A 25,585-nucleotide genomic window follows, 5' to 3' on the forward strand; every position below is an offset into this window, starting at 1 on the left:
CCACGCCACCGATGCCGAGGACGATGAACCATGCACCGGGTGACCCCCCAGATCAACACCCCCGCCGACGAGCCCGTCGACCACGCCGTCCTCGAGAACCGGGCCCAGAGCGTCGCCCATCTCTTCCGCGACCGGGTCGCCGCCTCCGGCGACCGGCCGGCCTTCCTCCACGCGATCGTGTCGGACGCCGGTGACGAGTGGGTGACCACGAGCTGGCGCGAGCTCGACGTCGTCGTCCGCGAGCTCGCCGCGGGCATCATCGCCCTCGGCGTCGAGCCCGAGGACCGCGTCGCCATCGCCTCCGGGACGCGCTACGAGTGGGCGCTGGCCGACCTCGCGAACATGCTGGCCGGCGCGGCCACCACGACGATCTACCCCACGACGATCGCCGACGACGTCGCGTTCATCCTCTCCGACTCCGGCACCCGCGTCGTCTTCGCCGAGAACTCCGAACAGCTCGAGAAGCTGCGAGCCATCAGGGACCGGATCCCCGGTGTCGGGCGGGTCGTCCTCATGGAGGGTGTGCCGGACGCCGACGACTGGACGCTCACCTTCGACCAGCTGCGCCAGCTGGGGCGCGAGTACCTCGCCGGCGACCCGCAGGCCGTCGACGTGCGCGCCGACGCCATCCGGCCCGACCAGCTCGCGACGATCATCTACACGTCGGGCACCACCGGCCGGCCGAAGGGGGTCCGGCTGCTGCACAGCGCGTGGACCTACGAGGGCGCGGCCACCGAGGCCATCGACATCCTCACCGAGGACGACGTGCAGTACCTCTGGCTGCCGCTCGCGCACGTCTTCGGCAAGAACCTGCTGACCCTGCCGCTGCAGATCGGCTTCGCAACGGCCATCGACGGGCGGATCGACAAGATCGTCGACAACCTCGCCGTCGTCAAGCCGACCTTCATGGGCGCCGCGCCCCGCATCTTCGAGAAGGCCTTCGCCCGCATCCAGATGATGATGGAGGGCGAGGGCGGCGTGAAGCACACGCTCTTCAAGGCGGCCAGCGCGACCGGCCGCGAGGTGAGCATCCTGCGCGAGCAGGGCAAGAACCCCTCGGGGCTGCTGGCCCGCAAGCACGCGCTGCTCGACAAGCTCGTCGCGAGCAAGATCCGCGAGCGCTTCGGCGGCAACATCCGCTTCTTCATCTCCGGCTCGGCCGCCCTCAACCAGGACGTCGCCCGCTGGTTCGACGGCATGGGGATGCTCATCGCCGAGGGCTACGGCATGACCGAGACGAGCGCCGCGTCGTTCGTCAACCGCACCAAGGCCTACCGCTACGGCACGGTCGGCTGGCCGCTGCCGGGCATCGAGGTCCGCATCGCCGAGGACGGCGAGATCCTCATGCGCGGCCCGGGCAACATGCAGGGCTACCACAACAACCCCGACGCCACGGCCGAGACCATCGACGCCGAGGGCTGGCTGCACACCGGCGACATCGGCGAGCTCGACGAGCGCGGCTTCCTGCGGATCACCGACCGCAAGAAGGACCTCTTCAAGACGAGCGGCGGCAAGTACGTGGCCCCCTCGATCATCGAGTCGACCTTCAAGGGCCTGTGCCCGTACGCCTCCCAGCTCGTCGTGCACGGCGCCGACCGCAACTTCGTCTCCGCGCTGATCACCCTCGACGTCGACGCGATGGCCGGCTGGGCCGCGCAGAACGGCATGGCGGGACGGCCCTACGCCGAGGTCGTGTCGTCCGAGGCCTGCCGGACGATGGTCCAGGGCTACGTCGACGAGCTGAACGCCGGCCTCAACCGGTGGGAGCAGGTCAAGAAGTTCACCATCCTCGAGAGCGACCTGAGCGTCGAGGACGGCGAGCTGACCCCGAGCCTGAAGCTCAAGCGCAAGGTCGTCGCGGACAAGTACAAGGACCTGCTCGACGCCCACTACTCCGGCTGACCCGACGCAGCGGACCCGGCCACCCGAGGTGGCCGGGTCCGCTGCGTCGGTGGAGGCGTCAGCCCTTCTCGCCGACGCCGAGCCGCACGTGCGCGCTGGTGCCGTCCTTGTAGGTGACGGTCGCCGGCGGGGTCGTGTCGAGCGAGGGGTCCTCGAGGCCGACGCCCGTCGGGCCCGGCCACCAGGCCGCCAGGTGACCGGCGCCGACCGTGGCGACGACGTCCCCGTGCTCGGGCGTGTGGATGGTGACCGCGGCGACCTCGGGGCCGACGAGGCCGACGAGGACGGACACGAGGTGGTCCGAGGACCCTCCCGAGCCCCCGCTCGTCACGAGGACCTCCCGGGCACCGACGTCGGTGCCCCCGGTGGCGTAGCCCATCGACCCGAAGGCGCTGCCGCTGCCGCCGAGCAGCCCCGGGTCATCGGTGATGCACGTCGCGTCGAAGCCCTGCCGGTCGCCCAGCACGACGAGTGTCCAGTCGCCCCGCTGCTCCGAGAGCACGACGCCGGCGCGCGCGACGACGGCGTGGGTCACTCCGGTGGGGTCGCCCTCGGGGCCTCCGGACAGGCTGTCGGACAGGGAGTCCCGGCAGGAGTCGGCCGCGGCCAGCTGCTCCGGGGTGGTCGGGCGGTGCGGGGTCGCGGTCCACGTGGCGTACGCGCTGTCGCCGCCACCGAGCACCTGCACGGCGACGATGCCCGCCGTGGACGCCGCGGCCAGCCCGCCGACGACGGCCAGCCGGCGAGCGGTGCGCCGGCTGGCCGTCGGGGTGGGTCGGGCGTCCTCGCCGGTCGTCGGGGTCGCGAGGATGCGCGCCAGCAGTGCGTCGGCGCCCTGCTGCTCCGAGGCGCTGAGGGCGCGGGCCGGGCTGGGGTCGAGGGCGGAGAGGGCCCGGGTGGTGGTGGGGTCGAGGTCGGTGCGGCTCACGGCCGGCTCCCTTCGGTCAGTGCGGACGATCGGGTGACCGCGGACTCGACGAGTTCGAGGTGGCGGCGGAGTGCACGGCGGGCTCGGGTGAGCCGCAACCGGAACGCGACGGGGGAGATGCCCAGCACGGCGGCGGCGCCGGGCGAGGACAGGTCGTCCCAGTAGGCCAGGGCCAGCACCTCCTGGTCGGCGGCGGTGAGGCGAGGCCAGGCGGCCCGCAGGTCGAGGCGCCGGGCGACGAGGTCGGGGTCCTCACCGGTGGGGGCGGCTCCCCGGCCGCTCTCGTCGGCGAGCCGGACCGCGAGGGCCTCGCGCCGGCGCAGGCCCCGCCGGTCGTTGAGCATGACCCCCGGGCGACGCCGAACGCCCAGGCGCGGCCGTCGTCGGGGTCGGCCGGCAGGTCCTCGACGCGACGCCAGAGGACGAGGAAGGTCTCGGCGACGACGTCCTCGGCGTGGGTCGGGTGCACCCGCCGCGCGACGAACCGGAGCACGTCGGGGTACCAGGCGGCGTAGGCGGCGCGGAACCGTTCCTCGTCGGTGGGCCCCGGGGGCCGTCGGTGGTGTCCATGTCCCGTTCTTGTCCGCCTGCCGGGGAGGTGTGTCACCGGTGGCGGGGGCGCCGGGTCAGTCGTCGAGGGCGGCCAGCGCGCTCGAGACGGCCCGGTGGAAGGTCGGGTAGGCGAGGACCTGCTCGCGCAGGACGGCGGTGGGGACCTTCGCGTGGACGGCCGTGGCGAGCATCGAGAGGACCTCGCCGCCGGTGGGGCCGGCCGACGTCGCCCCGACGAGGTGGCCGGCCGCGCGGTCCTCGACGACCTTGACGACCCCCTCGCCACCCGCCCCGTGGATCCATCCGCGGGTGCTCTCCTGGAGGGCCGTGGTGCCGGTGCGCACGTCGACGCCCGCGTCGCGCGCCTGCTGCTCGGTCATCCCGACCGCGCCGACCTCCGGGTCGGTGTAGGTGACCCGCGGGACGGCGTGGTAGCTCGCCCACGGCCCGTCGGTGCCGGTGAGGTCGCGCAGCGCGATGCCGGCCTGGTACATCGACATGTGGGTGAAGGCGCCCTTGCCGACGATGTCGCCGACCGCCCAGAGCTTCTCGCCGGCGCGCATCCGCTCGTCGGTGTCGACCGAGCGGGCGGTGGGGTCGAGGCCGACGGTCTCGAGCCCGAGGTCGGCGAGGTTGGGGCGCCGCCCGGCCGCGACGAGCAGCCGGTCGGCGTCGAGGGTGAGGTCGTCGCTGCCGTCGGGGGCCACGGTGAGCGTGAAGCGGCCGTCGGCGTGCGCGACCGAGGCGACCTTGGCCCCGGCGAGCACCTGGATCCCGTCGGCGGCGAAGGCCCGGGCGACGACGTCGGAGGCCTCGGGCTCCTCGAGGGCGAGGATGCGGGGGGCGGCCTCGACGACGCTGACGCGGGTCCCGAAGCGGGAGAACGCCTGGGCGAGCTCGGCACCGATGGCCCCGCCGCCCATGACGACGAGCGAGTTGGGGGCCTCGGTGGCGCGCAGGGCCTCGCGGTTGGTCCAGAACGGGGTGTCGGCCAGGCCGTCGACCGGGGGAGCGGCCGGGGCGGTGCCGGTGTTGAGGACGACGCCGGTGGACGCCACGTACCGGGTGCCGCCGACCTCGACGACGCCCGGACCGGCGAGACGGGCGTGGCCGCGCACGAAGGTGACGCCGGCGTCCTCGAGGCGCTTCACGGCGACGGTGTCGTCCCAGTCGTCGGTGGCCTCGTCGCGGATGCGGGCGGCGACGACGGAGAAGTCGGGGGCGGTCGTGGCGCTGCCGGCGAGGGCGCCGACCCGGTGCGCCTCGGCCAGGGAGTTGGCGGCGCGGATCATCATCTTGCTCGGGATGCAGCCGTAGTACGGGCACTCCCCGCCGACGAGGCGCTCGTCGACACCGACGACGCTCATGCCCGCGCGGGCGGCCTCGGTGGCGAGGTGCTCGCCACCCGGGCCGAGCCCGATGACGACGAGGTCGACGTGCTGGTCTTCGCTCATGGAGGGAGCCTCGCACGGGCCGGCGGGTTTGGGTACGGCTCGCGCCCGACCTACCCTTGGGGGATGCCCGGACAGTCCGTCTTCCCCGCCCTCGAGCCGCTGCTCGAGCAGGTGAGCAAGCCCATCCAGTACGTGGGCGGCGAGCTGAACTCGACGGTCAAGCCGTGGGACGTCGCCGGCGACGAGACCGTCCGCTGGGCCCTGATGTACCCCGACGCCTACGAGGTCGGCGTGCCGAACCAGGGCGTCATGATCCTCTACGAAGTGCTCAACGAGCGCCCCGACGCCCTCGCCGAGCGCACCTACGCCGTGTGGCCCGACCTCGAGGCCCTGATGCGCGAGCACGGCGTCCCGCAGTTCACCGTCGACGCCCACCGCCCGGTCGGCGACTTCGACCTGCTCGGGATGTCGTTCTCCACCGAGCTCGGCTACACGAACATGCTCACGGCGCTCGACCTCGCGGGCATCCCGCTGCACGCGGCCGACCGCGACGAGTCCCACCCGCTCGTCGTCGCCGGCGGTCACGCGGCGTTCAACCCCGAGACGATCGCCGACTTCGTCGACTGCGCCGTCGTCGGCGACGGCGAGGAGGCCGTGCTCGCCATCACCGACATCGTCGGCGACTGGAAGCGCGAGGGTCGCCCGGGCGGCCGCCACGAGCTGCTGCTGCGCCTCGCCCGCACCGGCGGCGTGTACGTGCCGGCCTTCTTCGACGTCACGTACCTGCCCGACGGCCGCATCCAGCGCGTCGCCCCGAACGCCCCCGGCGTGCCGTGGCGCGTCTCGAAGCACACCGTCATGGACCTCGACGCCTGGCCGTACCCGAAGCAGCCGCTCGTGCCACTCGCCGAGTCGGTGCACGAGCGGATGTCGGTCGAGATCTTCCGCGGCTGCACCCGCGGCTGCCGCTTCTGCCAGGCCGGGATGATCACCCGCCCGGTGCGCGAGCGCTCCATCACCGGCATCGGCGAGATGGTCGAGCGCGGGCTCGCCGCCACGGGGTTCGAGGAGGTCGGGCTGCTGTCGCTGTCGAGCGCCGACCACTCCGAGATCGCCGACGTCACCAAGGGCCTCGCCGACCGCTACGAGGGCACGAACACCGGTCTGTCGCTGCCCTCCACGCGCGTCGACGCCTTCAACATCGACCTCGCCAACGAGCTGACCCGCAACGGTCGCCGCTCGGGGCTCACGTTCGCCCCGAGGGCGGGTCCGAGCGCATCCGCAAGGTCATCAACAAGATGGTCAGCGAGGACGACCTCATCCGCACCGTCGCCGCCGCGTACGGCGCCGGCTGGCGGCAGGTCAAGCTCTACTTCATGTGCGGCCTCCCGACCGAGACCGACGAGGACGTCCTCCAGATCGCCGAGCTCGCGAAGCGGGTCATCGAGACCGGCCGCGAGGTCAGCGGCCGCCGCGACATCCGCTGCACCGTCTCCATCGGTGGGTTCGTGCCCAAGCCGCACACCCCGTTCCAGTGGGCCGCGCAGCTCGGCGCCGAGGAGACCGACGCCCGGCTCGCCAAGCTGCGCGAGGCCATCCGTGCCGACCGCCGCTTCGCCAGCGCCATCGGGTTCCGGTACCACGACGGCAAGCCCGGCATCGTCGAGGGACTGCTCTCGCGCGGCGACCGGCGCGTCGGCCGGGTCATCGAGGCCGTGTGGCGTGACGGCGGCCGGTTCGACGGCTGGAGCGAGCACTTCTCGTACGAGCGTTGGATGGCCGCCGCCGAGCGCGAGCTGCCGCCACAGGGCGTCGACGTCGCCTGGTACACGACGCGCGAGCGCGAGGAGGCGGAGGTCCTGCCCTGGGACCACATCGACTCCGGGCTCGACAAGGAGTGGCTGTGGCAGGACTGGCTGGACTCCCTCGACGAGACCGAGGTCGAGGACTGCCGCTGGACCCCCTGCTTCGACTGCGGCGTCTGCCCGCAGATGAACACCGAGATCGAGATCGGCCCCACCGGCAAGACCCTCCTGCCGCTCACCGTCCTCGGCGCCGGCCGAGCGCAGATGGCGGAGTCGGCGCACACCCACTGAGGGACCGCACCCGGCCCCTCGGGGCGTGACGGACGCGACGCCCGGCCGGCTCCCGAGGCCCTGCCGCGCGCACCCGCCCGGTGGGACGATGAGGACGTGGGCAGGCCGAGCGGCAGCAGCCGGCGTCGGGCCCTCCTCCTGGGCTCCGACTCCGGCCGCGACGCCCTCCGCCGGATCGCCGTCGCGCTGACCGCGCTCGCGGCCGTCACGGTGGTCGGCACGCTCGGCTACGTCGTCCTCGGCTTCCCGCTCCTCGACGCGGTCTACCAGACCGTCACCACCGTCGCGACGGTCGGCTTCCGCGAGGTGCACCCGCTCGGGCCGGGCGGCCAGGTCTTCACCATCGTCCTCGTCCTGCTCGGGGTGGGGACCGTCCTGTACAACCTCGGGGTCCTCGTCGAGGCCGTCACCGAGGGCCACCTGCGCGAGCACCTCCGGAGGCGCCGCATGGAACGCGACATCGCGCGGCTGCGCGACCACGTCATCGTCTGCGGGTTCGGGCGCGTGGGGCGCTCGGCCACGCGCTACCTCCACGACCGGGGGCACCGGGTCGTCGTCGTCGACACCGACGAGACGCGGCTCGCGGGCCTCACCGAGCCGTCGGTCCACGGCGACGCAGCGAGCGACGACGTCCTGCGGGCGGCCGGCATCCAGCGCGCCCGGGCACTGGTGTGCGCCCTCGACAGCGACGCCGACACCACCTACGCCACGCTCTCGGCACGGGCCCTGCGCCCCGACCTCGTGATCATCAGCCGGGCCCGCACGCTGGAGTCCAAGGAGAAGCTCGTCCTCGCCGGGGCCACGCGGGCGGTCAACCCCCAGCTCATCGGCGGGCGCCGGATGGCCTCCTTCGCGCTGCACGCCGACGTCGCCGAGTTCCTCGACGAGGTGATGCACGACGACGACCTCGACGTGCGCATCGAGCAGGTGCGTCTCGGCGACGCCGGAGGATGGGTCGGGCGGACGGTGGGGGAGGTGGACGTGCACGGCGCCTGCGGCGGACAGCTGCTCGCCGTGCGCCGACCGCAGAAGGGACCGTTCCTCCCCGCGCCGCCGCCGTCGACGGTGCTCGAGCCCGGCAGCACGCTCATCGTCTTCGGCACGCCCGACCAGGTCGAGCGGCTCCGGGAGGCGGCCGTTGCCGGCGCGCTGACAGGATGACCCCGTGGACGACCGACCGCACCCGCCCGCCGAGATCACGCTGCGCTTCCTCGCGGCACCGACCGATGCGGGGCACTCGGGGTCGGTGAGCGCCGGCCGGGTGCTCGAGTGGATCGACAAGGCGGGCTACGCGGCGGCGGCCGGCTGGAGCGGCACCTACTGCGTCACCGCCTACGTCGGCAACGTCCGCTTCACGCGCCCGGTCGAGGTCGGTGACCTCGTGGAGGTGACGGCGCGGGTCGTGCACACGGGCCGCAGCTCGATGCACATCAGCGTCGACGTGGCGTCCGGAGGGCCTCGCACTCGCAGCCTCGAGCCCGCCACCCGCTGCCTCATCGTCTTCGTGGCCGTCGACGGCGAGGGCCGCTCGACCCCGGTGCCCGAGCTCGTGCCGCGGACGACGGCCGACGAGCTGGCCCGGGCGTGGGCGCTGCGTCGGGCCGACGTGCGGGCCGAGGTCGAGGCGGCGATGGCCGGCCAGGTGTACTCCGACGCCGGTACGGCGCCCCGGGTCACCCTCCGCTTCCTCGCCGCCCCCACCGACGTCAACTGGGGCGGCAAGGTGCACGGCGGCATCGTCATGCGCTGGATCGACGAGGCCGCCCACCTCCTCGCCACGCAGTGGACCGGCGACGCCGGCAACGTCGCGATCTTCACCGGGGGAGTGCGCTTCTACCGGCCGCTGCGCATCGGGCACCTCGTCGAGGTCGAGGCCCGGCTGCTGCACACCGGGCGCACCTCGATGCACGTCGGCGTCCACGTGCGCTCCGGCGACCCCGCCGAGGGGGCCGGCGCGCTCGAGCTGACCACCTACTGCCGCACCATCCTCGTCGGCCTCGACGCCGACCGCCGGGCCGTGCCGACGCCCGCCTGGGTGCCGGTCTCGGACGAGGACCGCGCCCTCGACGCCCACGCCGTCGAGCTCGTCGCCATCCGCGCCCGGCACGGCGACTGACCCGCCTCCTCCCCGCACCCGGACGGGCCAAGGCAGGGTGTGTGGTTGACGATACTGTGTGAGGCACACTATCGTGTGAGTCATGACGGATGACGAGGGCGTGCTCGCCGGGCACCTGCAGGAGCTGCGGCGCGGGACCGTCGTCGTCGCGGCGCTGGCCAGCCTCCGCACCCCCGGCTACGGCTATGCGCTGCTGGAGTCGCTGGCGCGCAACGGTTTCGAGGTCGACGCCAACACCCTCTACCCACTGCTGCGCCGGCTCGAGAAGCAGGGGCTGCTCACGGCCGAGTGGAACACCGAGGAGTCGCGGCCGCGGAAGTTCTACCGCACCAGCCCGGCCGGCGAGCAGGTGCTGGCCGCCCTGCGCGCCGACTGGCGCTCCCTCGACGCCTCCATCTCCGACCTCGCCTGACCCCACCGACCGAGAGGACGACCCCATGGGCACCCTGACCGACCGCTACGTCTCCGCCACCGTCCGCGAGCTCGCCGAGGACCAGCGCGACGACGTCGACCGCGAGCTGCGCGGCACCATCGAGGACATGGTCGACGCCCGCCTGGAGGCCGGGGCGGCCCCGGACCGGGACCGGGCCGAGCACGACGTCCTCGTCGAGCTCGGCGACCCGATCCGGCTGGCGGCGGGCTACTCCGGTCGGCCGCTGCACCTCATCGGCCCGGCGCTCTACCCGGAGTGGCGCCGGCTGGTCGTGCTGCTCGTCTCGGTGGTCTCGCCCATCGCGGCCGTCGGCACCCTCGTCGTGCGCCTCTTCGTCGACGACGTCGCCACCGACGGCGTCGGCCCGGCCTTCGGCAGCGCTGCGCTCGCCGGGCTGACCACCGCCCTGCACGCGGTCTTCTGGACCACCCTCGTCTTCGCGGTCATCGAGCGCAGCCAGCCGGGCAAGGGCGTCCTGGGGTGGACGCCCGACCAGCTGCCCGAGGCGCCCGCGTCGCGTCGTGCGGTCGGGCGCACCGAGACGGTCGGGTCGCTCGTCACCCTGCTCGTCATGGTCCTCGCGCTCGTCTGGCAGCAGACGAGCTCCCCGGTGCGCGTCGGCGGCGAGGCGGTGCCGGTCCTCGACCCCGCTCTCTGGTCGGGATGGCTGCCGGTGCTGCTCGCCCTCCTGCTCGCCCAGGGTGTCCTGGTCGTCGCGGTCTTCCGCGCTCGGCGGTGGACGCCGGGGAGTGCCGGCGTCGGTGCCCTCCTCGACGTCGCGACGGCCGGGCTGCTCGTCTGGCTGCTGCAGACCGACCGGTTCTTCGACGCCCGCTTCGTCGACGCGCTCGTCGGCGGGGGCTGGACGAACGCGGCCCGTGACCTGACGGTCGGCGTGACCCTCGGGGTGCTGGTCGTGACCCTCTGGGACCAGGTCGAGACGTGGCGACGGCTGCGCCGCGCGTGACCGTCGGGGTCCGCCTGCTCAGGGCTCGCTGAGGGCTCGCTGAGGACGAGAGGCTGGGGAGGCCTGCGCCGGAGGGCGACCCGTGACATCCGTCAGGGGCAGGGGCCGGTGACGGGGTGAGGCTCGGCGACGCGGGGCCACCGTCCCGCGTCCGTCACTCGCAGGAGGTTCTCCGTGACAGGTACGACTCGAGGCACGACGGCGCTGATCGGCGTCGCCGTGCTGGCCGTGGCATCCGCCGGTGCCGCCGTGGCATCACCGCAGGCATCCGGCCGACACCAGGTGAGCAGGGCCCCCGCCTGGACCGCGCACGCGCGCTCGCAGCGCAGCGCGGCGGCCGCCCCGGCGTCGCACGCCAAGATCTGGCTCGCGCCGCGCGACCGGTCCGGGCTCGAGCAGCTCGCCCGGGCGGTCTCCGACCCCACGTCCGCCGCCTACGGCCACCACCTGAGCAGCGCGCAGTACCGTGCCCGCTTCGCCCCGACCGCCGGGACCGTCTCGGCGGTCACGGCCTGGGCGAGGAGCGCCGGCCTGCGGGTCGACGGCGTCGGTAGCGACGACCACTTCGTCGCCGTGTCGGGCAGCCGCTCGGCCGTGTCGTCGGCGTTCACCGCGAACCTCGGGACCTTCACCCTAGACGGGCACACGGGGACCGCCCCGACCTCCGCGGTGACCGTGCCGGACTCGATCGCCGGCCAGGTGCTGGCCGTCACCGGCCTCGACACCGTGACGCACTGGGCCACGCCCGCGCAGTCGCGCGACCGCGGGACCCCGTCGACGTCGACGGCCTCGCCGAGCGACCTCGGCCCGCCGCCCGGCTTCGTCAACGCCACGCCGTGCTCGGCGTACTACGGCGAGAAAGTCGACCGCCGCGACCCGGCCTTCCAGGGCAAGCACCTGCCGTACTCGGTGTGCGGGTACGTGCCGAGCCAGTTCCGCTCGGCGTACGGCGTGACCGCCACGCAGCGCACCGGGCGCGGTGAGACGGTGGCGATCATCGACGCCTTCGCCGCACCGACCATCGAGCAGGACGCCAACACCTACGCGACCCGCCACGGGGACAACGCGTTCCGTCGGGGTCAGCTGACCCAGTCGAACGACCCCGCCGACCCGACGCGTGTCGAGGACTGCGGCGGCAACGGCTGGTTCGGCGAGGAGACCCTCGACGTCGAGGCCGTCCACGGGATGGCACCGAACGCCGGTGTGGCCTACTACGGCGCCGCCAGCTGCTACGACGACGACCTGCTCGCCTCGCTGGCCCGCGTCGTGCACGACAACAAGGCGTCCGTCATCTCGAACTCGTGGGGCGAGCCGACGTACGTCGTGGTCGACGGGGTCAAGACCCCCACCATCGACGACGCCCTGGTGCAGGCCTACGAGTCGGTCTTCCTCCAGGGTGCGGTGCAGGGCATCGGCACCTACTTCTCCTCGGGCGACGACGGTGACGAGCTGGCCAACGCCGGTGTGCTGTCGCCGGACTGGCCCGCCGCCGACCCGTACGTCACCGCCGTCGGCGGCACGGCCCTCGCGGTCGACAGCCGCGGGCGTCGGCAGTTCGAGACCGGCTGGGGCACCGAGAAGTACACCCTCGTCGACAACGCGTGGTCCTCGGTCGGCTACCTCTACGGCGCCGGTGGCGGCTGCAGCGACCTGTTCGCGAAGCCGTTCTACCAGAGGGCGACCCGCACTGGGTGTGACATGCGTGGCGTCCCGGACGTTGCCATGGACGCCGACCCGACGACGGGCATGCTCGTCGGCGAGACGCAGGTCTTCGACGCCCACACGAAGTTCGGTACCGGCACCCAGTACGGCGAGTACCGCATCGGCGGAACCAGCCTCGCCGCACCGCTGTTCGCCGGGCTCCAGGCCGACGTGCAGCAGACCCGCGGGCGCATCGGCTTCGCCAACCCGCTGGTCTACCGGCTCGGCCGCGGCGGCGACGCCTTCCACGACGTGCGCCCCGAGGGCGACGCCGGGAACATCCGCGTCGACTTCGTCAACGGCCTCAACGGTGACGACGGGAAGGTCTCCACGGTGCGCACCTTCGACCAGGACTCGAGCCTGACGACGGGGCGCGGCTGGGACGACGTGACCGGGGTCGGCAGCCCGACCGCGAACTACGTCATCGCGGCGTCAGGGCGCTGAGGCAGCGCCCGCACGAAGCCCCGAGGGTCCGGCCGAGGTGTGCGGCCGGGCCCTCGGGCGTCTCCGCGGTCAGGCGTAGAGCGCGCCGACGACCTCGCGGAAGACCTCGGTGTGCCGGTCGACGTCGGCGCGCGTGGTGTCCGGGCACATGAGGGCCATGTTGTGGAACGGCGTCATGAGCAGGCCGCGGTTGCACGTCGCGAGGTGCATGTAGGCGTCGACGTCGTCGTCGTGCGCCAGCGCCGACTCCTCACCCGTGCGCGGGGCGGGCCGGGCGAACCGGTACTCGGCGCGGGCGCCGAGCTGCCGCACCGACCAGGGCACGTCGAGCTCGTCGAGGGTGGCCTGCACGCCGGCGGTGAACGCCGTGGCGAGCTCGGTCATGTGCTCGAAGGCCTCGGGGGTCAGCACCTCGCCGAGGGTGGCCCGCATCGCGGCGGTCGAGAGGGCGTTGCCGGCCAGGGTGCCGCCGACCCCGCCGACGTCGATGATGTCGGCCTCGCCGGCGTCGGTGTGCCGGGTGATGGCCGCCGCGACCTCCTCCGTGATGCCGTAGGCGCCGCAGGGGATGCCACCGCCGATCGACTTGCCGATGACGAAGAGGTCGGGCTGAAGCCCCCAGGCGCGGGTCGCCCCGCCCCAGCCGGCCGAGAAGGTGTGCGTCTCGTCGATCATCAGCAGGGCGCCGTACCGGGTGGCCAGCTCGCGCAGGCCCTCGAGGAACCCGGGCTCGGGCAGCACGATGCCGATGTTGGTCAGGGCCGGCTCGGTGAGGATGGCGGCGACGTCGCCGTGGGCGAGCTGTCGCTCGACGGAGGCGAGGTCGTTCCACGTGGCGGCGCGGGTCGTGAGGTCGAGCGGCACCGGGGGAGCGACGTTGCCGGGCCGGGAGACCGTGGTGCCGTCCGGGCCGGGGACCGCGAAGGTCTCGTCGACCGAGCCGTGGTAGCTGTAGCCGAAGACGAGCAGCTTGGAGCGGCCGGTGGCCAGGCGGGCCAGCCGCACGGCCCACCTGTTGGCGTCGGTGGCCGAGAGCGTGAAGCTCCACAGCGGCATCCCGAAGCGGCGGGTCAGCTCCGCGCCGACCCACTGGGCGTCCTCGCTCGGCAGCATCGTCGTCACGCCGCCGAGCTCGCCGACCCGGCGGGCGACGGCTGCGGCCGTCGGGGCGGGGAGTGGCCGGCCATCGCCCCGGTGTCGCCGAGCGCGAAGTCGACGTAGGTGTGGCCGTCGACGTCGGTGATCCGGTTGCCCCGGGCGTGGTCGAGGTAGAGCGGGAAGCCGCCGCTCCACTTGTTCATCCACGTCATCGGCACGCGCCCGAAGAGGTTGGACCCGGCGTCGAACAGCTCGCGGCTGCGGGGGTGCTCGGCGGTGTACTGCTCCTGTTCCGCGGCGAGGAGGCGGGCGAGGCGGGCGCGGTCGGTCGCTGGCATGGCTGCACGATAGTGGTGCGGATGGCGTCGCCGACAGTCCGTTCCGCCGCTCGATCCGTTCCCGCGGCACGTCGGGGCCGCCGGATCGGTGGGTGGCGCGACCCGGGCGCCAGGACGATTCGGCGGGCGGGCCCCGCGCTCCTAGGCTGGTGCGCCATGGCCCGCCAGCGCACCCCCGAGGGACCCCCACCGCCCCCCGCGGTCCAGAAGCTGCGCATCCGGTACGCCAAGCGCGGGCGGCTGCGCTTCTCCTCGACGCGTGACTTCTCGCGCGCCCTCGAGCGTGCGCTGCGCCGGGCCGGCGTGCCGATGGCCTTCTCGGCCGGCTTCCACCCCCATCCGCTCATCTCCTACGCCAACGCCGCCCCGACGGGCACCGCGAGCGAGGCGGAGTACTTCGAGATCCGGGTCACCGAGCGGGTCGACCCCGACGCCGTGCGCGAGGCGCTCGACGAGGCGCTGCCCGAGGGGCTCGACGTCGTCGAGGTCGTGGAGGCCGGACCCGGGGCGCTCGCCGACCGGCTCGAGGGCAGCGACTGGGAGCTGCGCCTGCGCCGCAGCACCGTCGCCGAGGTGGAGCCGGTCGTCGCGGCGTTCCTGGCCCTGGACCGTGCCGAGGCCACCCGCACCTTCAAGTCCGGACCCCGCACCTTCGACACGCGCGAGCCGGTGCTCGCGATGCGCGTCTCCGAGGGCGCCGGGGAGGGGTGTGCGATACTGCGGATGGTCGTACGGCACACCACACCGTCCGTACGCCCCGACGACATCCTGACCGCCCTCCACGCAGTCACGGGGTTCGTGCCGCCGGAGCCACCACTGGTGACCCGGCTCGCGCAGGGCCCGCTGCTCGAGGCAGGTGCCGGGGTGGCCGATCCACTGGCCGCCGACCGGGAGGCCGTCGGCCCCTCTCGGTGACGCGCCGTCCGCGCGAACCGCACCGGGGCAGCAGCTGACTTCCGTGTGGGCCACCCGCCCACGCGATGCGATCGCACACCGTGCGGTCGACGAGGAGCCGCCTCCGGGCGTCGCCGGTGTGGTCGTCGACCACCGGGTGACGAAAGGGGCCGTCATGGCTTCCGAGAACGACCCGACCACCCCCCAGCCCGCCGACCTCCCGACCCTGCCGGTCGAGACGGTGGCGCCGGCCGGCGACGACACCTCGCCCGCGGAGGCGGCCCCCAGGAAGCGGGCCGCCCGCAAGCGCGCGACGAAGAAGACCGCCGCCCCCGCCGCTGCGGAGGAGCAGGCCGGCACCGACGAGGCCGCGCCCGTGAAGAAGACCGGCCGCAAGCGGGCCGCGAAGAAGACGGCGGAGCCGACCGCGCAGGCCCCGGTCGAGGAGATCCCCGCCGCGCAGGCCGACGCCACCACCGCTGACGACGACGCCCCGCCGGTCGCCCCGCGCAAGCCCGCGAAGAAGGCCGGCCGTCGCGCCGCCAAGGCCGCCGCCGCGCCGGCCCCCGTCGTCGAGGAGGCCCTCGCGCCCGCCGACGAGCCGGTCGAGGACGAGGACGAGGCGACCGACGAGCCGGCCACCGGCCCCGCCTTCGGCCTCCTGTTCCAGGCCCCCGAGACCACCGTCGCCCCGCGCCGCCGCCGTGCCACCTCACCGGTGCAGGCACCCGCCGAGGCCCCCGCCGAGGCACCCGCGCCGGCCGAGCCGGCCGCGGACGCCGCGCCGGCCGCCGACGAGCAGCACGACGGCGACGAGCCGGCCGAGCCGGACACCACGTCCGACACGGCCCCCGAGGCCGACGGCGACGCCGCCGACGGCGAGGGCGGCTCCCGCCGTCGTCGCCGGGGTGGTCGTGGCCGTCGCGGCCGCGCCAAGGGCGAGGACGAGCAGGGCCAGGCGTCGGGCGACGTCGAGTCCGACTCCGACGACGACGCCCCCGCCGAGGAGCCCAAGGCCTCCGGTCGCCGCGGTGGCCGGGGTGCGGCGGCGCAGGACGACGACGCCGACGGCGAGTCCGCCTCGAGCCGTCGCCGCCGTCGTCGCCGGCGCAGCGGCTCCGGAACCGCCGAGGGCGACGACCCGCCCGGCACCGTCACCCGGGTCCGGGAGCCGCGCTCGGAGCGCGACGAGCCGACCGCCGTCAAGGGCTCGACCCGCCTCGAGGCCAAGAAGCAGCGCCGCCGCGAGGGCCGCGAGGCCGGCCGGCGCCGCACGATCATCACCGAGGCCGAGTTCCTCGCCCGCCGCGAGAGCGTCGAGCGCAGCATGATCGTCCGCGGCCGCGACGGCCGCACCCAGATCGGCGTCCTCGAGGACGGCGTCCTCGTCGAGCACTACGTCTCGCGCGAGACCACCGCCTCGATGGCCGGCAACGTCTACCTCGGCCGGGTCCAGAACGTCCTGCCCTCGATGGAGGCCGCCTTCGTCGACATCGGCAAGGGCCGCAACGCCGTGCTCTACGCCGGCGAGGTCAACTGGGACGCCGCGGGCCTCGAGGTCAACCAGGCCAAGCGCATCGAGAACGCGCTGTCCTCCGGCGACACCGTGCTCGTCCAGGTCACCAAGGACCCGATCGGGCACAAGGGCGCGCGCCTCACCTCGCAGATCAGCCTGCCCGGTCGCTACGTCGTCTACGTGCCCGAGGGCTCGATGACCGGCATCTCCCGCAAGCTCCCCGACACCGAGCGCGCCCGCCTCAAGGCCATCCTCAAGGAGGTCGTGCCCGACGGCGCCGGCGTCATCGTGCGCACCGCCGCCGAGGGGGCCTCCGAGGCCGAGCTCAAGGCCGATGTCGAGCGCCTCACGAAGCAGTGGGAGCGGATCGTCAGCAAGGCCGAGTCGGCGAAGCAGAAGAAGTCCGGTGGCGGTGGCGCCCCCGCGCTGCTGCACGGCGAGCCCGACCTGACCATCCGCGTCATCCGCGACGTCTTCACCGAGGACTTCGCCTCGCTCGTCGTCTCCGGCGAGAAGGCGTGGGGCGAGGTCAGCGAGTACGTCGAGGACGTCGCGCCCGACCTCGCGGCGCGCGTCTCGCGCTGGACCTCCGAGGACGACGTCTTCGCCGCCCACCGCATCGACGAGCAGATCAGCAAGGCGATGGACCGCAAGGTCTGGCTGCCCTCGGGCGGCTCGCTCGTCATCGACCGCACCGAGGCGATGACCGTCGTCGACGTCAACACCGGCAAGTTCGTCGGCTCCGGCGGCAACCTCGAGGAGACGGTCACCAAGAACAACCTCGAGGCCGCCGAGGAGATCGTGCGCCAGCTCCGGCTGCGCGACATCGGCGGCATCATCGTCATCGACTTCATCGACATGGTCCTGGAGTCCAACCGCGACCTCGTCGTGCGCCGGCTGCTCGAGTGCCTCGGGCGCGACCGCACGAAGCACCAGGTCGCCGAGGTCACCTCGCTCGGCCTCGTGCAGATGACCCGCAAGCGCGTCGGCTCCGGCCTCATCGAGGTCTTCTCCGAGCCCTGCGAGCACTGCGGCGGCCGCGGCATCGTCGTGCAGTCCGAGCCCGTCGAGCGCGGCAACGGTGGTGGCTCCGGCGACGGCGGTGGGTCCTCCCGCTCCGGCCGTGGGCGTGGTCGTGGCGGCTCGTCGGGTGGCTCCGGCGGCTCCGGTGGGTCCGCCCCCGAGCCCGAGGCGCCCAAGCAGGGCAACGGCGGGCCGAGCGCGGCCCAGATCGCCGCCGCCGCGCACGCCGCCGCCCTCAAGCACAGCGAGAGCCCCGAGGTCGCCGACGAGGTGGCGGCCCAGGTCGCCGCCGAGCTGGGTGCCGCCGCGGAGCCCGTGGCCGTCGACGACGCGCCCGAGCCGGTCGTCGAGCCCGTGGCCGACCCCGTCGTCGAGGCCGTCGTCGAGTCCGCGCCCGAGCCGGCGCCCGAGCCGGTCGAGGAGCCCGCCCCGGCCCGCCGGACGCGGCGCAAGCGCGGCCGGGTCGTCGCGCCCGCCGGTCCGCCGTCCGCCGCCACCGCGAGCACCGCTCCGGCCGACCCGGCCGAGCAGCCCGCGGGGGAGTGACCCGAGCGGGGCGCCGATTTGGAGGGGTGCCCCGCCCGCCGGTAGTCTCGAAGGTCGGTGCGCCCACCGCGTCGGTGTCCCGTGTCGTCCACGGGGTAGCGACCGGCCGGTCCCAGAGCGCGCGCCCGAACAGGAAGTGAGATCGAACGTGTACGCCATCGTGCGCGCGGGTGGTCGCCAGGAGAAGGTCTCCGTCGGCGACGTCCTGCTCATCGACAAGACGTCCGGCGAGGCCGGCGACACCATCCAGTTGCAGCCGCTCCTCCTCGTCGACGGTGCCACCGTCACGAGCGACGCGGGCAAGCTCGCCAAGGTCACGGTCACGGCCGAGGTCGTCAAGGCCGCCAAGGGTCCGAAGATCGTCATCCTCAAGTACAAGAACAAGACCGGCTACCGGAAGCGCCAGGGCCACCGCCAGCCGCTCACCCAGGTCAAGATCACCGCGATCGACGCCTGACCGCTCGACCTCACGGACCAAAGGACTACAGACATGGCACACAAGAAGGGTGCGTCCTCGACCCGCAACGGTCGTGACAGCAACGCCCAGTACCTCGGCGTCAAGCGCTACGGCGGCCAGGTCGTCAAGGCCGGCGAGATCATCGTCCGCCAGCGCGGCACGCACTTCCACCCCGGTGACGGCGTCGGCCGTGGCGGCGACGACACGCTGTTCGCCCTCGTCGCCGGTGCGGTGACCTTCGGCACCAAGCGCGGTCGCAAGACCGTCAACATCCTCCCGGTGGCTGCCGCCGCCGAGTGACGCGTCGCCGGGCCCCGCGCCCGGCACCACGCACCACGTCGTGAGGGGCGGGCCGGACACGGCCCGCCCCTCACGCGTCCCACCCCCCAGTCAGGAGCACCTCCCCGATGGCGACCTTCGTCGACCGCGTCGTCCTCCACGTCTCCGCCGGCAACGGCGGGCACGGCGTGGCGTCGGTCAAGCGCGAGAAGTTCAAGCCGCTCGGTGGTCCCGACGGCGGCAACGGCGGCCGGGGCGGCTCGGTGGTCGTCGCCGTCGACCCGCAGGCCACGACCCTCCTCGACTACCACCACACCCCGCACCGCCGCGCCGAGAACGGTCGCCCGGGCGCCGGTGACGAGCGCAACGGCGCCGACGGTGCCGACCTCGTCCTGCCCGTCCCCGAGGGCACGGTCGTCAAGGACGGCAACGGCGACGTCGTCGCCGACCTCGTGGGCCACGACGCCTCCGTCGTGCTGGCCCGCGGCGGTCGTGGCGGCCTGGGCAACAAGGCGCTGGCGAGCGCGCGCCGCAAGGCCCCCGGCTTCGCCCTGCTCGGTGAGCCGGGGGAGGACCTCGACGTCGTCCTCGAGCTGAAGTCGCTCGCCGACGTCGCGCTCATCGGCTTCCCCTCGGCCGGCAAGTCCTCGCTCGTGTCGGTCGTCTCGGCCGCCAAGCCGAAGATCGCCGACTACCCGTTCACGACCCTCGTGCCGAACCTCGGCGTCGTCACGGCCGGCAGCGCGCGCTTCACCATCGCCGACGTGCCCGGCCTAATCCCGGGCGCCAGCGAGGGCAAGGGCCTCGGGCTGGAGTTCCTCCGGCACGTCGAGCGCTGCTCGGTGCTCGTCCACGTCGTCGACTGCGCCACCCTCGAGCCCGGCCGCGACCCCCTGACCGACCTCGACGTCATCGAGGCCGAGCTGTCGGCCTACGTCACCGACGACAGCCTCGGCGGGCGCCCGCTGTCCGAGCGCACCCGCATCGTCGTGCTCAACAAGGCCGACGTGCCCGAGGCCCGCGACCTCGCCGAGATGGTCAGGCCGATGCTCGAGGAGCGCGGCCTCGAGGTCTTCGTCGTCTCCGCGGTCGCGCACACCGGGCTCAAGGAGCTGACCTTCGCGCTGGCCCGCCACGTCGCCGAGGCGCGTGCCGAGCTCGAGGCCGCGGTCGTCGAGCGCCCCCGCATCGTCGTGCGGCCGAAGGCGGTCGACGACAGCGGCTTCCACGTCCGCCGCGAGAACACCTCCGACGGCGAGCTGTTCCGCGTGCTCGGTGAGCGCCCCACCCGCTGGGTGCGCCAGACCGACTTCTCCAACGACGAGGCCGTCGGCTACCTCGCCGACCGGCTGAGCCGGCTCGGGGTCGAGGAGGCGCTGCTCAAGGCCGGCGCCGTCGCCGGGTCGACCGTGCTCATCGGTCCCGAGGACAACGCCGTCGTCTTCGACTGGGAGCCGACGATGAGCAGCGGCGCCGAGCTGCTCTCCGGGCCGCGCGGCACCGACGTACGCCTCGAGGACTACGGCCGCAAGACCCGCGGCGAGAAGCGCGAGGAGTTCCACGCGCGCAAGGACGCCCAGACGGCCGCGCGCGACGAGCTCGCCGCCGAGCGCCGCGCCGGGCAGTGGTCCGGCCCCGACTCCGAGGACTGAGCCCGGTGACCGCCGCCACCGCCGCGGCCCTGCGGCACGCCGTGGGGGAGGGCCGGCGCCTCGTCGTCAAGGTCGGGTCGTCGTCGCTGACCAGCACGGACGGCGGCCACCTCGACCTCGGAGCGCTGACCGCCCTCGTCGACGCCCTGGCCGCCCGTCGTGCGGCCGGCCGTCAGGTCGTCCTCGTCTCCTCCGGGGCCATCGCCGCGGGCATCGGTCCGCTCGGGCTCTCCCGGCGCCCCTCCGACCTCGCGACCCAGCAGGCGGCGGCGTCGGTGGGCCAGGGCGCCCTCGTCGCGGCCTACCAGGCGGCCTTCGGACGGCACGGGCTCACCGTCGGGCAGGTGCTGCTCACCGCCGACGACACGACCCGCCGCTCGCACTACACGAACGCCCGGCGCACGCTCGAGCGGCTGCTCGAGCTCGGCATCGTCCCCATCGTCAACGAGAACGACACCGTGGCGACCCACGAGATCCGGTTCGGCGACAACGACCGGCTCGCGGCGCTCGTGGCCGACCTCGTCGGGGCCGACGGGCTCGTCCTGCTCACCGACGTCGACGCCCTCTACGACGGGCCGCCATCGCGCGCCGGCACGCAGCGGGTGCCGTACGTCGCGACCACCGAGGACCTCGAGTCGGTGACCATCGGCGGCACCGGATCGGCGGTCGGCAGCGGGGGATGGTCACGAAGGTCGAGGCCGCGGGCATCGCGGGGTCGGCCGGGGTGCCGACGCTGCTCACCCGGCTGTCCGACGTCGGGGCCGCGCTCACCGGCGCCGACGTGGGCACGGTCTTCGCGCCGGCGGCCGCCACCCGGGCCTCGCGCAAGCGCTGGCTCGCGCACGCCACGACCGCGCGCGGCCGGCTGGTCATCGACGACGGGGCGGTCACGGCCGTCACCGAGCGCCGCAAGTCGCTGCTGCCGGCGGGCATCGTCGAGGTCGAGGGGACCTTCGGGCCCGGCGACCCGGTCGACGTCTGCACGACCGGCGGGACGGTCATCGGGCGCGGGCTGGTCAACTACTCCTCGGGCGTGCTGCCCCGGCTGCTCGGGCGCTCGACCCGCGACCTGGCCCGCGAGCTCGGGCCGGAGTACGAGCGCGAGGTCGTCCACCGCGACGACCTCGTCATCCTGTAGCGACGCGCCTCAGCGGAGGCGCTCGACCTCGAACTGCATCCGGGGGCTGGCGATGGCCTCCTGGCTCTGCACCAGCTGCAGCTCGCGCCGCCCGGACTCCAGGGTCAGGGCCAGGAGGTCGAACACCGACGACACCGTGCGCCCCAGGGCGACCCCGGCGTCCCCGGTCTCGAGCAGGTGCGCCGTGAACAGCGCCGCCGTCACGTCGCCCGACCCGTTGGCCTTGAGCGGCAGGTGCGGCGTGCGCACGATCCACGCGCCGTCGCCGTGCACCGCGAGCATCTCGATGGTGTCGGCGGGACGGTCGGGGCGCAGCACCGACGTGACGAGCACCGTCGACGGACCCATCGCCCGCGCGGCCTCCACCGAGGCCAGCGTGGAGTCGAGGTCGGCGGGGTCGGTCTCGGTGAGGAACCCGAGCTCGAACTGGTTGGGCGTGATGAGGTCGGCCTGCGGAACCACCTTCTCGCGCAGCAGGACCGGGATGGCGGGGTGCACGAAGCATCCGGACTTCGCGTTGCCCATCACCGGGTCGCAGGCGTAGATCGCCGACGGGTTCGCGGCCTTGGTGCGGGCGACCGCGTCGAGGATGACCTCGCCGATCTGCTCGCCGCCCTGGTAGCCCGAGAGCACCGCGTCGACCTCGGCGAGGGCGTCGCGCTCCTCGATGCCGGTGACGACCTCGCGCACGTCCTCGGGGGCCATGAGCGGCCCGCGCCAGGCGCCGTACCCGGTGTGGTTCGAGAAGTGCACGGTGTGCACCGGCCAGACCTCGACCCCGAGCCGCTGGAGCGGGAAGACCGCCGCGGAGTTGCCGACGTGGCCGTACGCGACGGAGGACTGGATGGAGAGGATCGTCGTCACCACCCCATCCTGTCACCGTCCCGCGCGCCGAGAACGCCGCGGCCGACCCCCGCCGACCGGCCTACCCTTGGGGCATGTCCGAGCGCACCACCACGGCCACCGCCGCCGACGTCGAGCAGGTCCGCGTCCTCGCCGAGGCCGCCCGCACGGCCTCGCGCCGGCTGGCGCTCCTGAGCCGGGCCGAGAAGGACGCCGCGCTCCTCGCGCTGGCCGACGCCCTCGACGCCGCCACCGACGAGGTCGTCGCCGCCAACGGGCGCGACCTGGCCCGCGGCCGGGAGCAGGGGATGCCCGAGAGCCTCCAGGACCGGCTGCGCCTCGACCCGCCGCGCGTGGCCGCCGTCGCCTCGGCCGTCCGCGACATCGCCGCCCTGCCCGACCCGGTCGGCGAGGTCGTGCGCGGCTCGACCCTGGCCAACGGCCTGCAGATCCGGCAGGTCCGGGTGCCGATGGGCGTCGTCGGGATGATCTACGAGGCCCGCCCCAACGTCACCGTCGACGCCGCCGCCCTCGGCCTGAAGTCCGGGAACGCCGTGCTGCTGCGCGGGGGCAGCGCCGCGGCCGACACCAACCGGGCCCTCGTCGCCGTCCTCCGCCGCGCCCTGACCGCCCACGGCCTGCCCGCCGACGCCGTCCGCCTGCTCGAGGGCGGCCACGGCGCCGTGCACGCCCTGATGACCGCCCGCGGCCTCGTCGACCTGCTCATCCCGCGCGGGGGAGCCGACCTCATCGAGGCCGTCGTCACCGGCTCAACCGTTCCGGTCATCGAGACGGGCGTCGGCAACTGCCACGTCTACGTCGACGCCCGCGCCGACCTCGACAAGGCCCTGGCCATCGCCGTCAACGCCAAGACCCACCGGCCGAGCGTGTGCAACGCCGCCGAGTCGCTGCTCGTGCACCGTGACGTCGCCGACGCCTTCCTGCCCAAGGCCCTCGCGGCGCTGTCGGCCGAGGGCGTCGTGCTGCACACCGACCCGGTGGCCGGCGCGCGGGCCGACTCGGCCGGGGTGCCGCACGACGATGTCACCGACGAGCACTTCGCCACCGAGTTCCACGGCCTCGAGATGTCGGTCGGCGTCGTCGACGACCTCGACGCCGCGCTCGAGCACATCCGCCGGTTCGGGTCCGGGCACACCGAGGCCATCGTCACCGAGGACCGCGCCGCCGCCCGACGGTTCACCGCGGAGGTCGACGCCGCGGCCGTCATGGTCAACGCGAGCACCCGGTTCACCGACGGCGGCGAGTTCGGGTTCGGCGCCGAGATCGGCATCTCGACCCAGAAGCTGCACGCCCGCGGACCGATGGCCCTGCCCGAGCTGACGACGACCAAGTGGGTGATCGAGGGGGACGGTCAGGTCCGGGTCTGAGACCCGACGCGGTCGAACGCCGCGTCGGTGTCGCCCGGCGCGCCCGGGGCGGCCTGCTCGGTCGGCGCGATCGGCGGGGCCGGCGGCACCGGCGCCTCGAGGTCGAGGCTGTCGTGGGCGACGAAGTACGTCGGCCTGGCCTGGAGCGCCGAGTAGGTGCGCCCCACGTACTCGCCGAGGATGCCGACCGCCAGCAGCTGGACGGCGCCGACCGCCGAGACGATGACGACGGTGGAGGCCCAGCCGGGAGGGTGTTGCCGAGGAGCAGCCCGATGACCGCGTAGAGCAGGACGGCGACCGAGGCCACGCCACCGAAGAGCCCGAGCCAGGTGGCGAAGCGCAGCGGGGCGAGGGAGAACCCGGTGACGGCGTCGACCGAGAGCCGGATCATCTTGGTCAGCGGGTACTTCGACTCCCCGGCGGCCCGCGGCGCCCGCCGGTACCCGACCGAGGCGCTGGGGAAGCCCAGGGCCGGCACGACGAGGCGCAGCACCCGGTTGGACTCCGGCAGCGAGTTGACGGCGTCGACGGTGGCCCGCGACATCAGGCGGAAGTCACCGGCGTCGACGTGGGCGTCGACGTCGGAGAGGGCGCGGATGGAGCGGTAGAAGGCGCGGGCCGTCCAGCGCTTGAAGGCGGTGTCGCTGGAGCGGTCCTCGCGCACCCCGTAGACGACGTCGACGTGCTGCTCACGGGCCGTGGCGAGCATCTCGCCGATCGTCTCCGGGGGGTCCTGGAGGTCGGCGTCGATCGTGACGACGTAGGCGCCCCGGGCCCGCGCCAGACCGGCCGAGATGGCCGCCTGGTGCCCGGAGTTGGCCCGCAGCCGCACGACGCGCACGGCATCCCACTCACGGCGCAGGCGCTGGAGGAGCACCGGCGTGGCGTCGCTGGAGCCGTCGTCGACGCAGAGCACCTCGTAGGTGACGCCCCAGGCCTCGGCGACCGGGCGCAGCCGCTCGACGAACAGGGGGAGGACCTCCTGCTCGTTGTACATCGGGACGACGACGCTGAGGTCGACGGGCGCGGCACCGGGCATGGGGCCAAGGGTAGGACGGCAACCCGTGCGGCGCCTGTGCCGCGCCGTGAACGGGCTGTGGGGACGAGGCGGCCCCGACGAACGACGGAGGGCCCCCGAGTATGAGATCGGGGGCCCTCACCGGTAGCACGACCACCAGTCGAGACTGAGCCGGTCGGTCCCTGCGGCGAGCCGCACAGAGGTCTGCCACGCGACGGTGGCGCCGTCCCCGGAGGGGCGGGCTTCGACTCGGGCCGTCGGCCGCAGCACCCGCGCCGTCGCGCGCGGCGTCCTCCCCCGTGAGGGTTCGAACGGCCTCTCCCCGGCGGACCGGTGAGGGGGCGAAGTGCCGTTATCCGAACGACCCACCCCGGGACGGCCCGCGTCAGAAGGCCTTTCGGACTCCGACCGCCGAGGGGGCGTGGGGTCTGTTCTAGTGCTCCCGGAGGCCCCGGCACAAGCGGTTCCGCGAAGTTCCTCCGGCATCTCGCGCAGGCTCCCGGATGTCCACAGCCGCGGGTGCTCGACACCCCGGTCGTGCACACCCCTGTGGACGAAATCCGTGGACAACGGGGACGGTACGCTGGGCCGCATGTCGACGACCGCCACCCTGCTCGCCGCCGAGGAAGCCGTGCACGAGCTGCCGATCCCCCCGTGGTTCATCGGGGTCATCGCCCTGCTCGTGTTCGCGTTCATGCTCGGTGTCACGTGGTCCTTCCGCGGGACGCACAACAAGTACGCGCGCCCCGAGTACGGCGACGGCACCCCCGCCGGCTCGCAGACCGCCCCCGGGCACGACGACGCGTCGCACCCCGAGTCGCACTGGCCCGAGCACCCGGGGCACCACTGAGCGACCGGCCGG

General features: G+C 74.0%; 19 protein-coding genes and 4 pseudogenes. 15 read left to right on the plus strand and 8 right to left on the minus strand.

What is annotated here, in order from left to right; all coding sequences use genetic code 11:
* Positions 1 to 30 precede the first annotated feature (30 nt).
* Positions 31 to 1,902 carry a long-chain fatty acid--CoA ligase gene (locus G7075_RS03950; protein WP_166119081.1) on the plus strand — a complete coding sequence of 624 codons (1,872 nt, stop codon included), beginning with the start codon at positions 31 to 33 and terminating at the stop codon, positions 1,900 to 1,902.
* A 58-nt stretch (positions 1,903 to 1,960) separates the two neighbouring features.
* Here G7075_RS03950 and G7075_RS03955 read toward each other — a convergent pair whose 3' ends face one another.
* From G7075_RS03955 to G7075_RS03965, 4 genes and pseudogenes are all read right to left on the minus strand, one after another.
* Entirely contained in the window at positions 1,961 to 2,830 is an 870-nt protein-coding gene (locus G7075_RS03955; RefSeq protein ID WP_166119084.1) for a hypothetical protein, read from the minus strand.
* Positions 2,827 to 3,174: a sigma factor-like helix-turn-helix DNA-binding protein gene (locus tag G7075_RS20725; protein ID WP_240917873.1), complete on the minus strand. Its 348-nt coding sequence runs from the start codon at positions 3,172 to 3,174 to the stop codon at positions 2,827 to 2,829. The genes G7075_RS03955 and G7075_RS20725 overlap by 4 nt, the downstream gene beginning before the upstream one ends.
* A gap of 56 nt (positions 3,175 to 3,230) precedes the next feature.
* Positions 3,231 to 3,437 (minus strand): annotated as a pseudogene (locus G7075_RS22445) (RNA polymerase sigma factor); the annotation flags it as partial.
* Between the two features lie 19 nt (positions 3,438 to 3,456).
* The gene (locus G7075_RS03965) at positions 3,457 to 4,836 is read right to left on the minus strand and encodes an NAD(P)/FAD-dependent oxidoreductase (protein WP_166119087.1); all 1,380 of its coding nucleotides are present in this window, start codon (positions 4,834 to 4,836) and stop codon (positions 3,457 to 3,459) included.
* A 63-nt stretch (positions 4,837 to 4,899) separates the two neighbouring features.
* Between G7075_RS03965 and G7075_RS03970 the strand changes: the two are divergent.
* From G7075_RS03970 to G7075_RS03995, 6 genes and pseudogenes are all read left to right on the plus strand, one after another.
* A pseudogene (locus G7075_RS03970) lies at positions 4,900 to 6,872 on the plus strand (TIGR03960 family B12-binding radical SAM protein).
* A gap of 96 nt (positions 6,873 to 6,968) precedes the next feature.
* The gene (locus G7075_RS03975) at positions 6,969 to 8,033 is read left to right on the plus strand and encodes a TrkA family potassium uptake protein (RefSeq protein ID WP_205860613.1); all 1,065 of its coding nucleotides are present in this window, start codon (positions 6,969 to 6,971) and stop codon (positions 8,031 to 8,033) included.
* A gap of 4 nt (positions 8,034 to 8,037) precedes the next feature.
* Positions 8,038 to 8,988, plus strand: coding sequence for an acyl-CoA thioesterase (locus tag G7075_RS03980; protein WP_166119090.1), 951 nt, complete (start codon positions 8,038 to 8,040; stop codon positions 8,986 to 8,988).
* Positions 8,989 to 9,070: 82 nt separating this feature from the next.
* The gene (locus tag G7075_RS03985; RefSeq protein ID WP_166119094.1) at positions 9,071 to 9,400 is read left to right on the plus strand and encodes a PadR family transcriptional regulator; all 330 of its coding nucleotides are present in this window, start codon (positions 9,071 to 9,073) and stop codon (positions 9,398 to 9,400) included.
* A 25-nt stretch (positions 9,401 to 9,425) separates the two neighbouring features.
* A complete protein-coding gene (locus tag G7075_RS03990) occupies positions 9,426 to 10,388 on the plus strand; it encodes a hypothetical protein (protein WP_166119096.1) in 963 nt (320 codons plus the stop codon).
* Positions 10,389 to 10,670: 282 nt separating this feature from the next.
* Positions 10,671 to 12,533, plus strand: a complete 1,863-nt coding sequence (locus tag G7075_RS03995; protein ID WP_205860614.1) for a protease pro-enzyme activation domain-containing protein — start codon at positions 10,671 to 10,673, stop codon at positions 12,531 to 12,533.
* A 69-nt stretch (positions 12,534 to 12,602) separates the two neighbouring features.
* On the opposite strand, the gene G7075_RS04000 is transcribed toward G7075_RS03995, so the two are convergent.
* Both G7075_RS04000 and G7075_RS20735 read right to left on the minus strand, forming a co-directional pair.
* Positions 12,603 to 13,646 (minus strand): transaminase, encoded by a 1,044-nt coding sequence (locus G7075_RS04000; RefSeq protein WP_240918111.1) that lies wholly within the window; start codon positions 13,644 to 13,646, stop codon positions 12,603 to 12,605.
* Positions 13,647 to 13,651: 5 nt separating this feature from the next.
* Positions 13,652 to 13,969: a hypothetical protein gene (locus tag G7075_RS20735; protein WP_240917874.1), complete on the minus strand. Its 318-nt coding sequence runs from the start codon at positions 13,967 to 13,969 to the stop codon at positions 13,652 to 13,654.
* A 156-nt stretch (positions 13,970 to 14,125) separates the two neighbouring features.
* Between G7075_RS20735 and G7075_RS04005 the strand changes: the two genes are divergently transcribed.
* The 6 genes and pseudogenes from G7075_RS04005 to proB all read left to right on the plus strand — a co-directional run bounded on the left by G7075_RS04005 (position 14,126) and on the right by proB (position 21,474).
* Entirely contained in the window at positions 14,126 to 14,884 is a 759-nt protein-coding gene (locus tag G7075_RS04005) for a TIGR03936 family radical SAM-associated protein (RefSeq protein WP_166119099.1), read from the plus strand.
* Positions 14,885 to 15,038: 154 nt separating this feature from the next.
* Positions 15,039 to 17,948, plus strand: a complete 2,910-nt coding sequence (locus G7075_RS04010; protein WP_166119101.1) for an Rne/Rng family ribonuclease — start codon at positions 15,039 to 15,041, stop codon at positions 17,946 to 17,948.
* Between the two features lie 148 nt (positions 17,949 to 18,096).
* The gene (gene rplU, locus G7075_RS04015) at positions 18,097 to 18,405 is read left to right on the plus strand and encodes a 50S ribosomal protein L21 (RefSeq protein WP_166119104.1); all 309 of its coding nucleotides are present in this window, start codon (positions 18,097 to 18,099) and stop codon (positions 18,403 to 18,405) included.
* Positions 18,406 to 18,438: 33 nt separating this feature from the next.
* A complete protein-coding gene (rpmA, locus tag G7075_RS04020; RefSeq protein ID WP_166119107.1) occupies positions 18,439 to 18,705 on the plus strand; it encodes a 50S ribosomal protein L27 in 267 nt (88 codons plus the stop codon).
* Positions 18,706 to 18,812: 107 nt separating this feature from the next.
* Positions 18,813 to 20,336, plus strand: coding sequence for a GTPase ObgE (gene obgE / locus G7075_RS04025; protein WP_166119109.1), 1,524 nt, complete (start codon positions 18,813 to 18,815; stop codon positions 20,334 to 20,336).
* A 5-nt stretch (positions 20,337 to 20,341) separates the two neighbouring features.
* Positions 20,342 to 21,474: pseudogene (proB, locus tag G7075_RS04030) on the plus strand (glutamate 5-kinase).
* A gap of 9 nt (positions 21,475 to 21,483) precedes the next feature.
* Here the strand turns inward: proB and pdxY are convergent.
* Positions 21,484 to 22,338 (minus strand): pyridoxal kinase PdxY, encoded by an 855-nt coding sequence (gene pdxY, locus G7075_RS04035; protein ID WP_166119112.1) that lies wholly within the window; start codon positions 22,336 to 22,338, stop codon positions 21,484 to 21,486.
* Between the two features lie 74 nt (positions 22,339 to 22,412).
* Here pdxY and G7075_RS04040 point away from each other — a divergent pair, with 74 nt between their 5' ends.
* Positions 22,413 to 23,705: a glutamate-5-semialdehyde dehydrogenase gene (locus tag G7075_RS04040; protein ID WP_166119115.1), complete on the plus strand. Its 1,293-nt coding sequence runs from the start codon at positions 22,413 to 22,415 to the stop codon at positions 23,703 to 23,705.
* Positions 23,706 to 24,294: 589 nt separating this feature from the next.
* Here the strand turns inward: G7075_RS04040 and G7075_RS22450 are convergent.
* Positions 24,295 to 24,744 (minus strand): annotated as a pseudogene (locus tag G7075_RS22450) (glycosyltransferase family 2 protein); the annotation flags it as partial.
* A gap of 571 nt (positions 24,745 to 25,315) precedes the next feature.
* Here G7075_RS22450 and G7075_RS04050 point away from each other — a divergent pair.
* Positions 25,316 to 25,573, plus strand: a complete 258-nt coding sequence (locus G7075_RS04050) for a hypothetical protein (protein ID WP_166117773.1) — start codon at positions 25,316 to 25,318, stop codon at positions 25,571 to 25,573.
* The last annotated feature ends 12 nt before the right edge of the window (positions 25,574 to 25,585 follow it).

Origin of the sequence: Phycicoccus sp. HDW14, assembly GCF_011383005.1 — a bacterium.
GTDB lineage: Bacteria > Actinomycetota > Actinomycetes > Actinomycetales > Dermatophilaceae > Phycicoccus.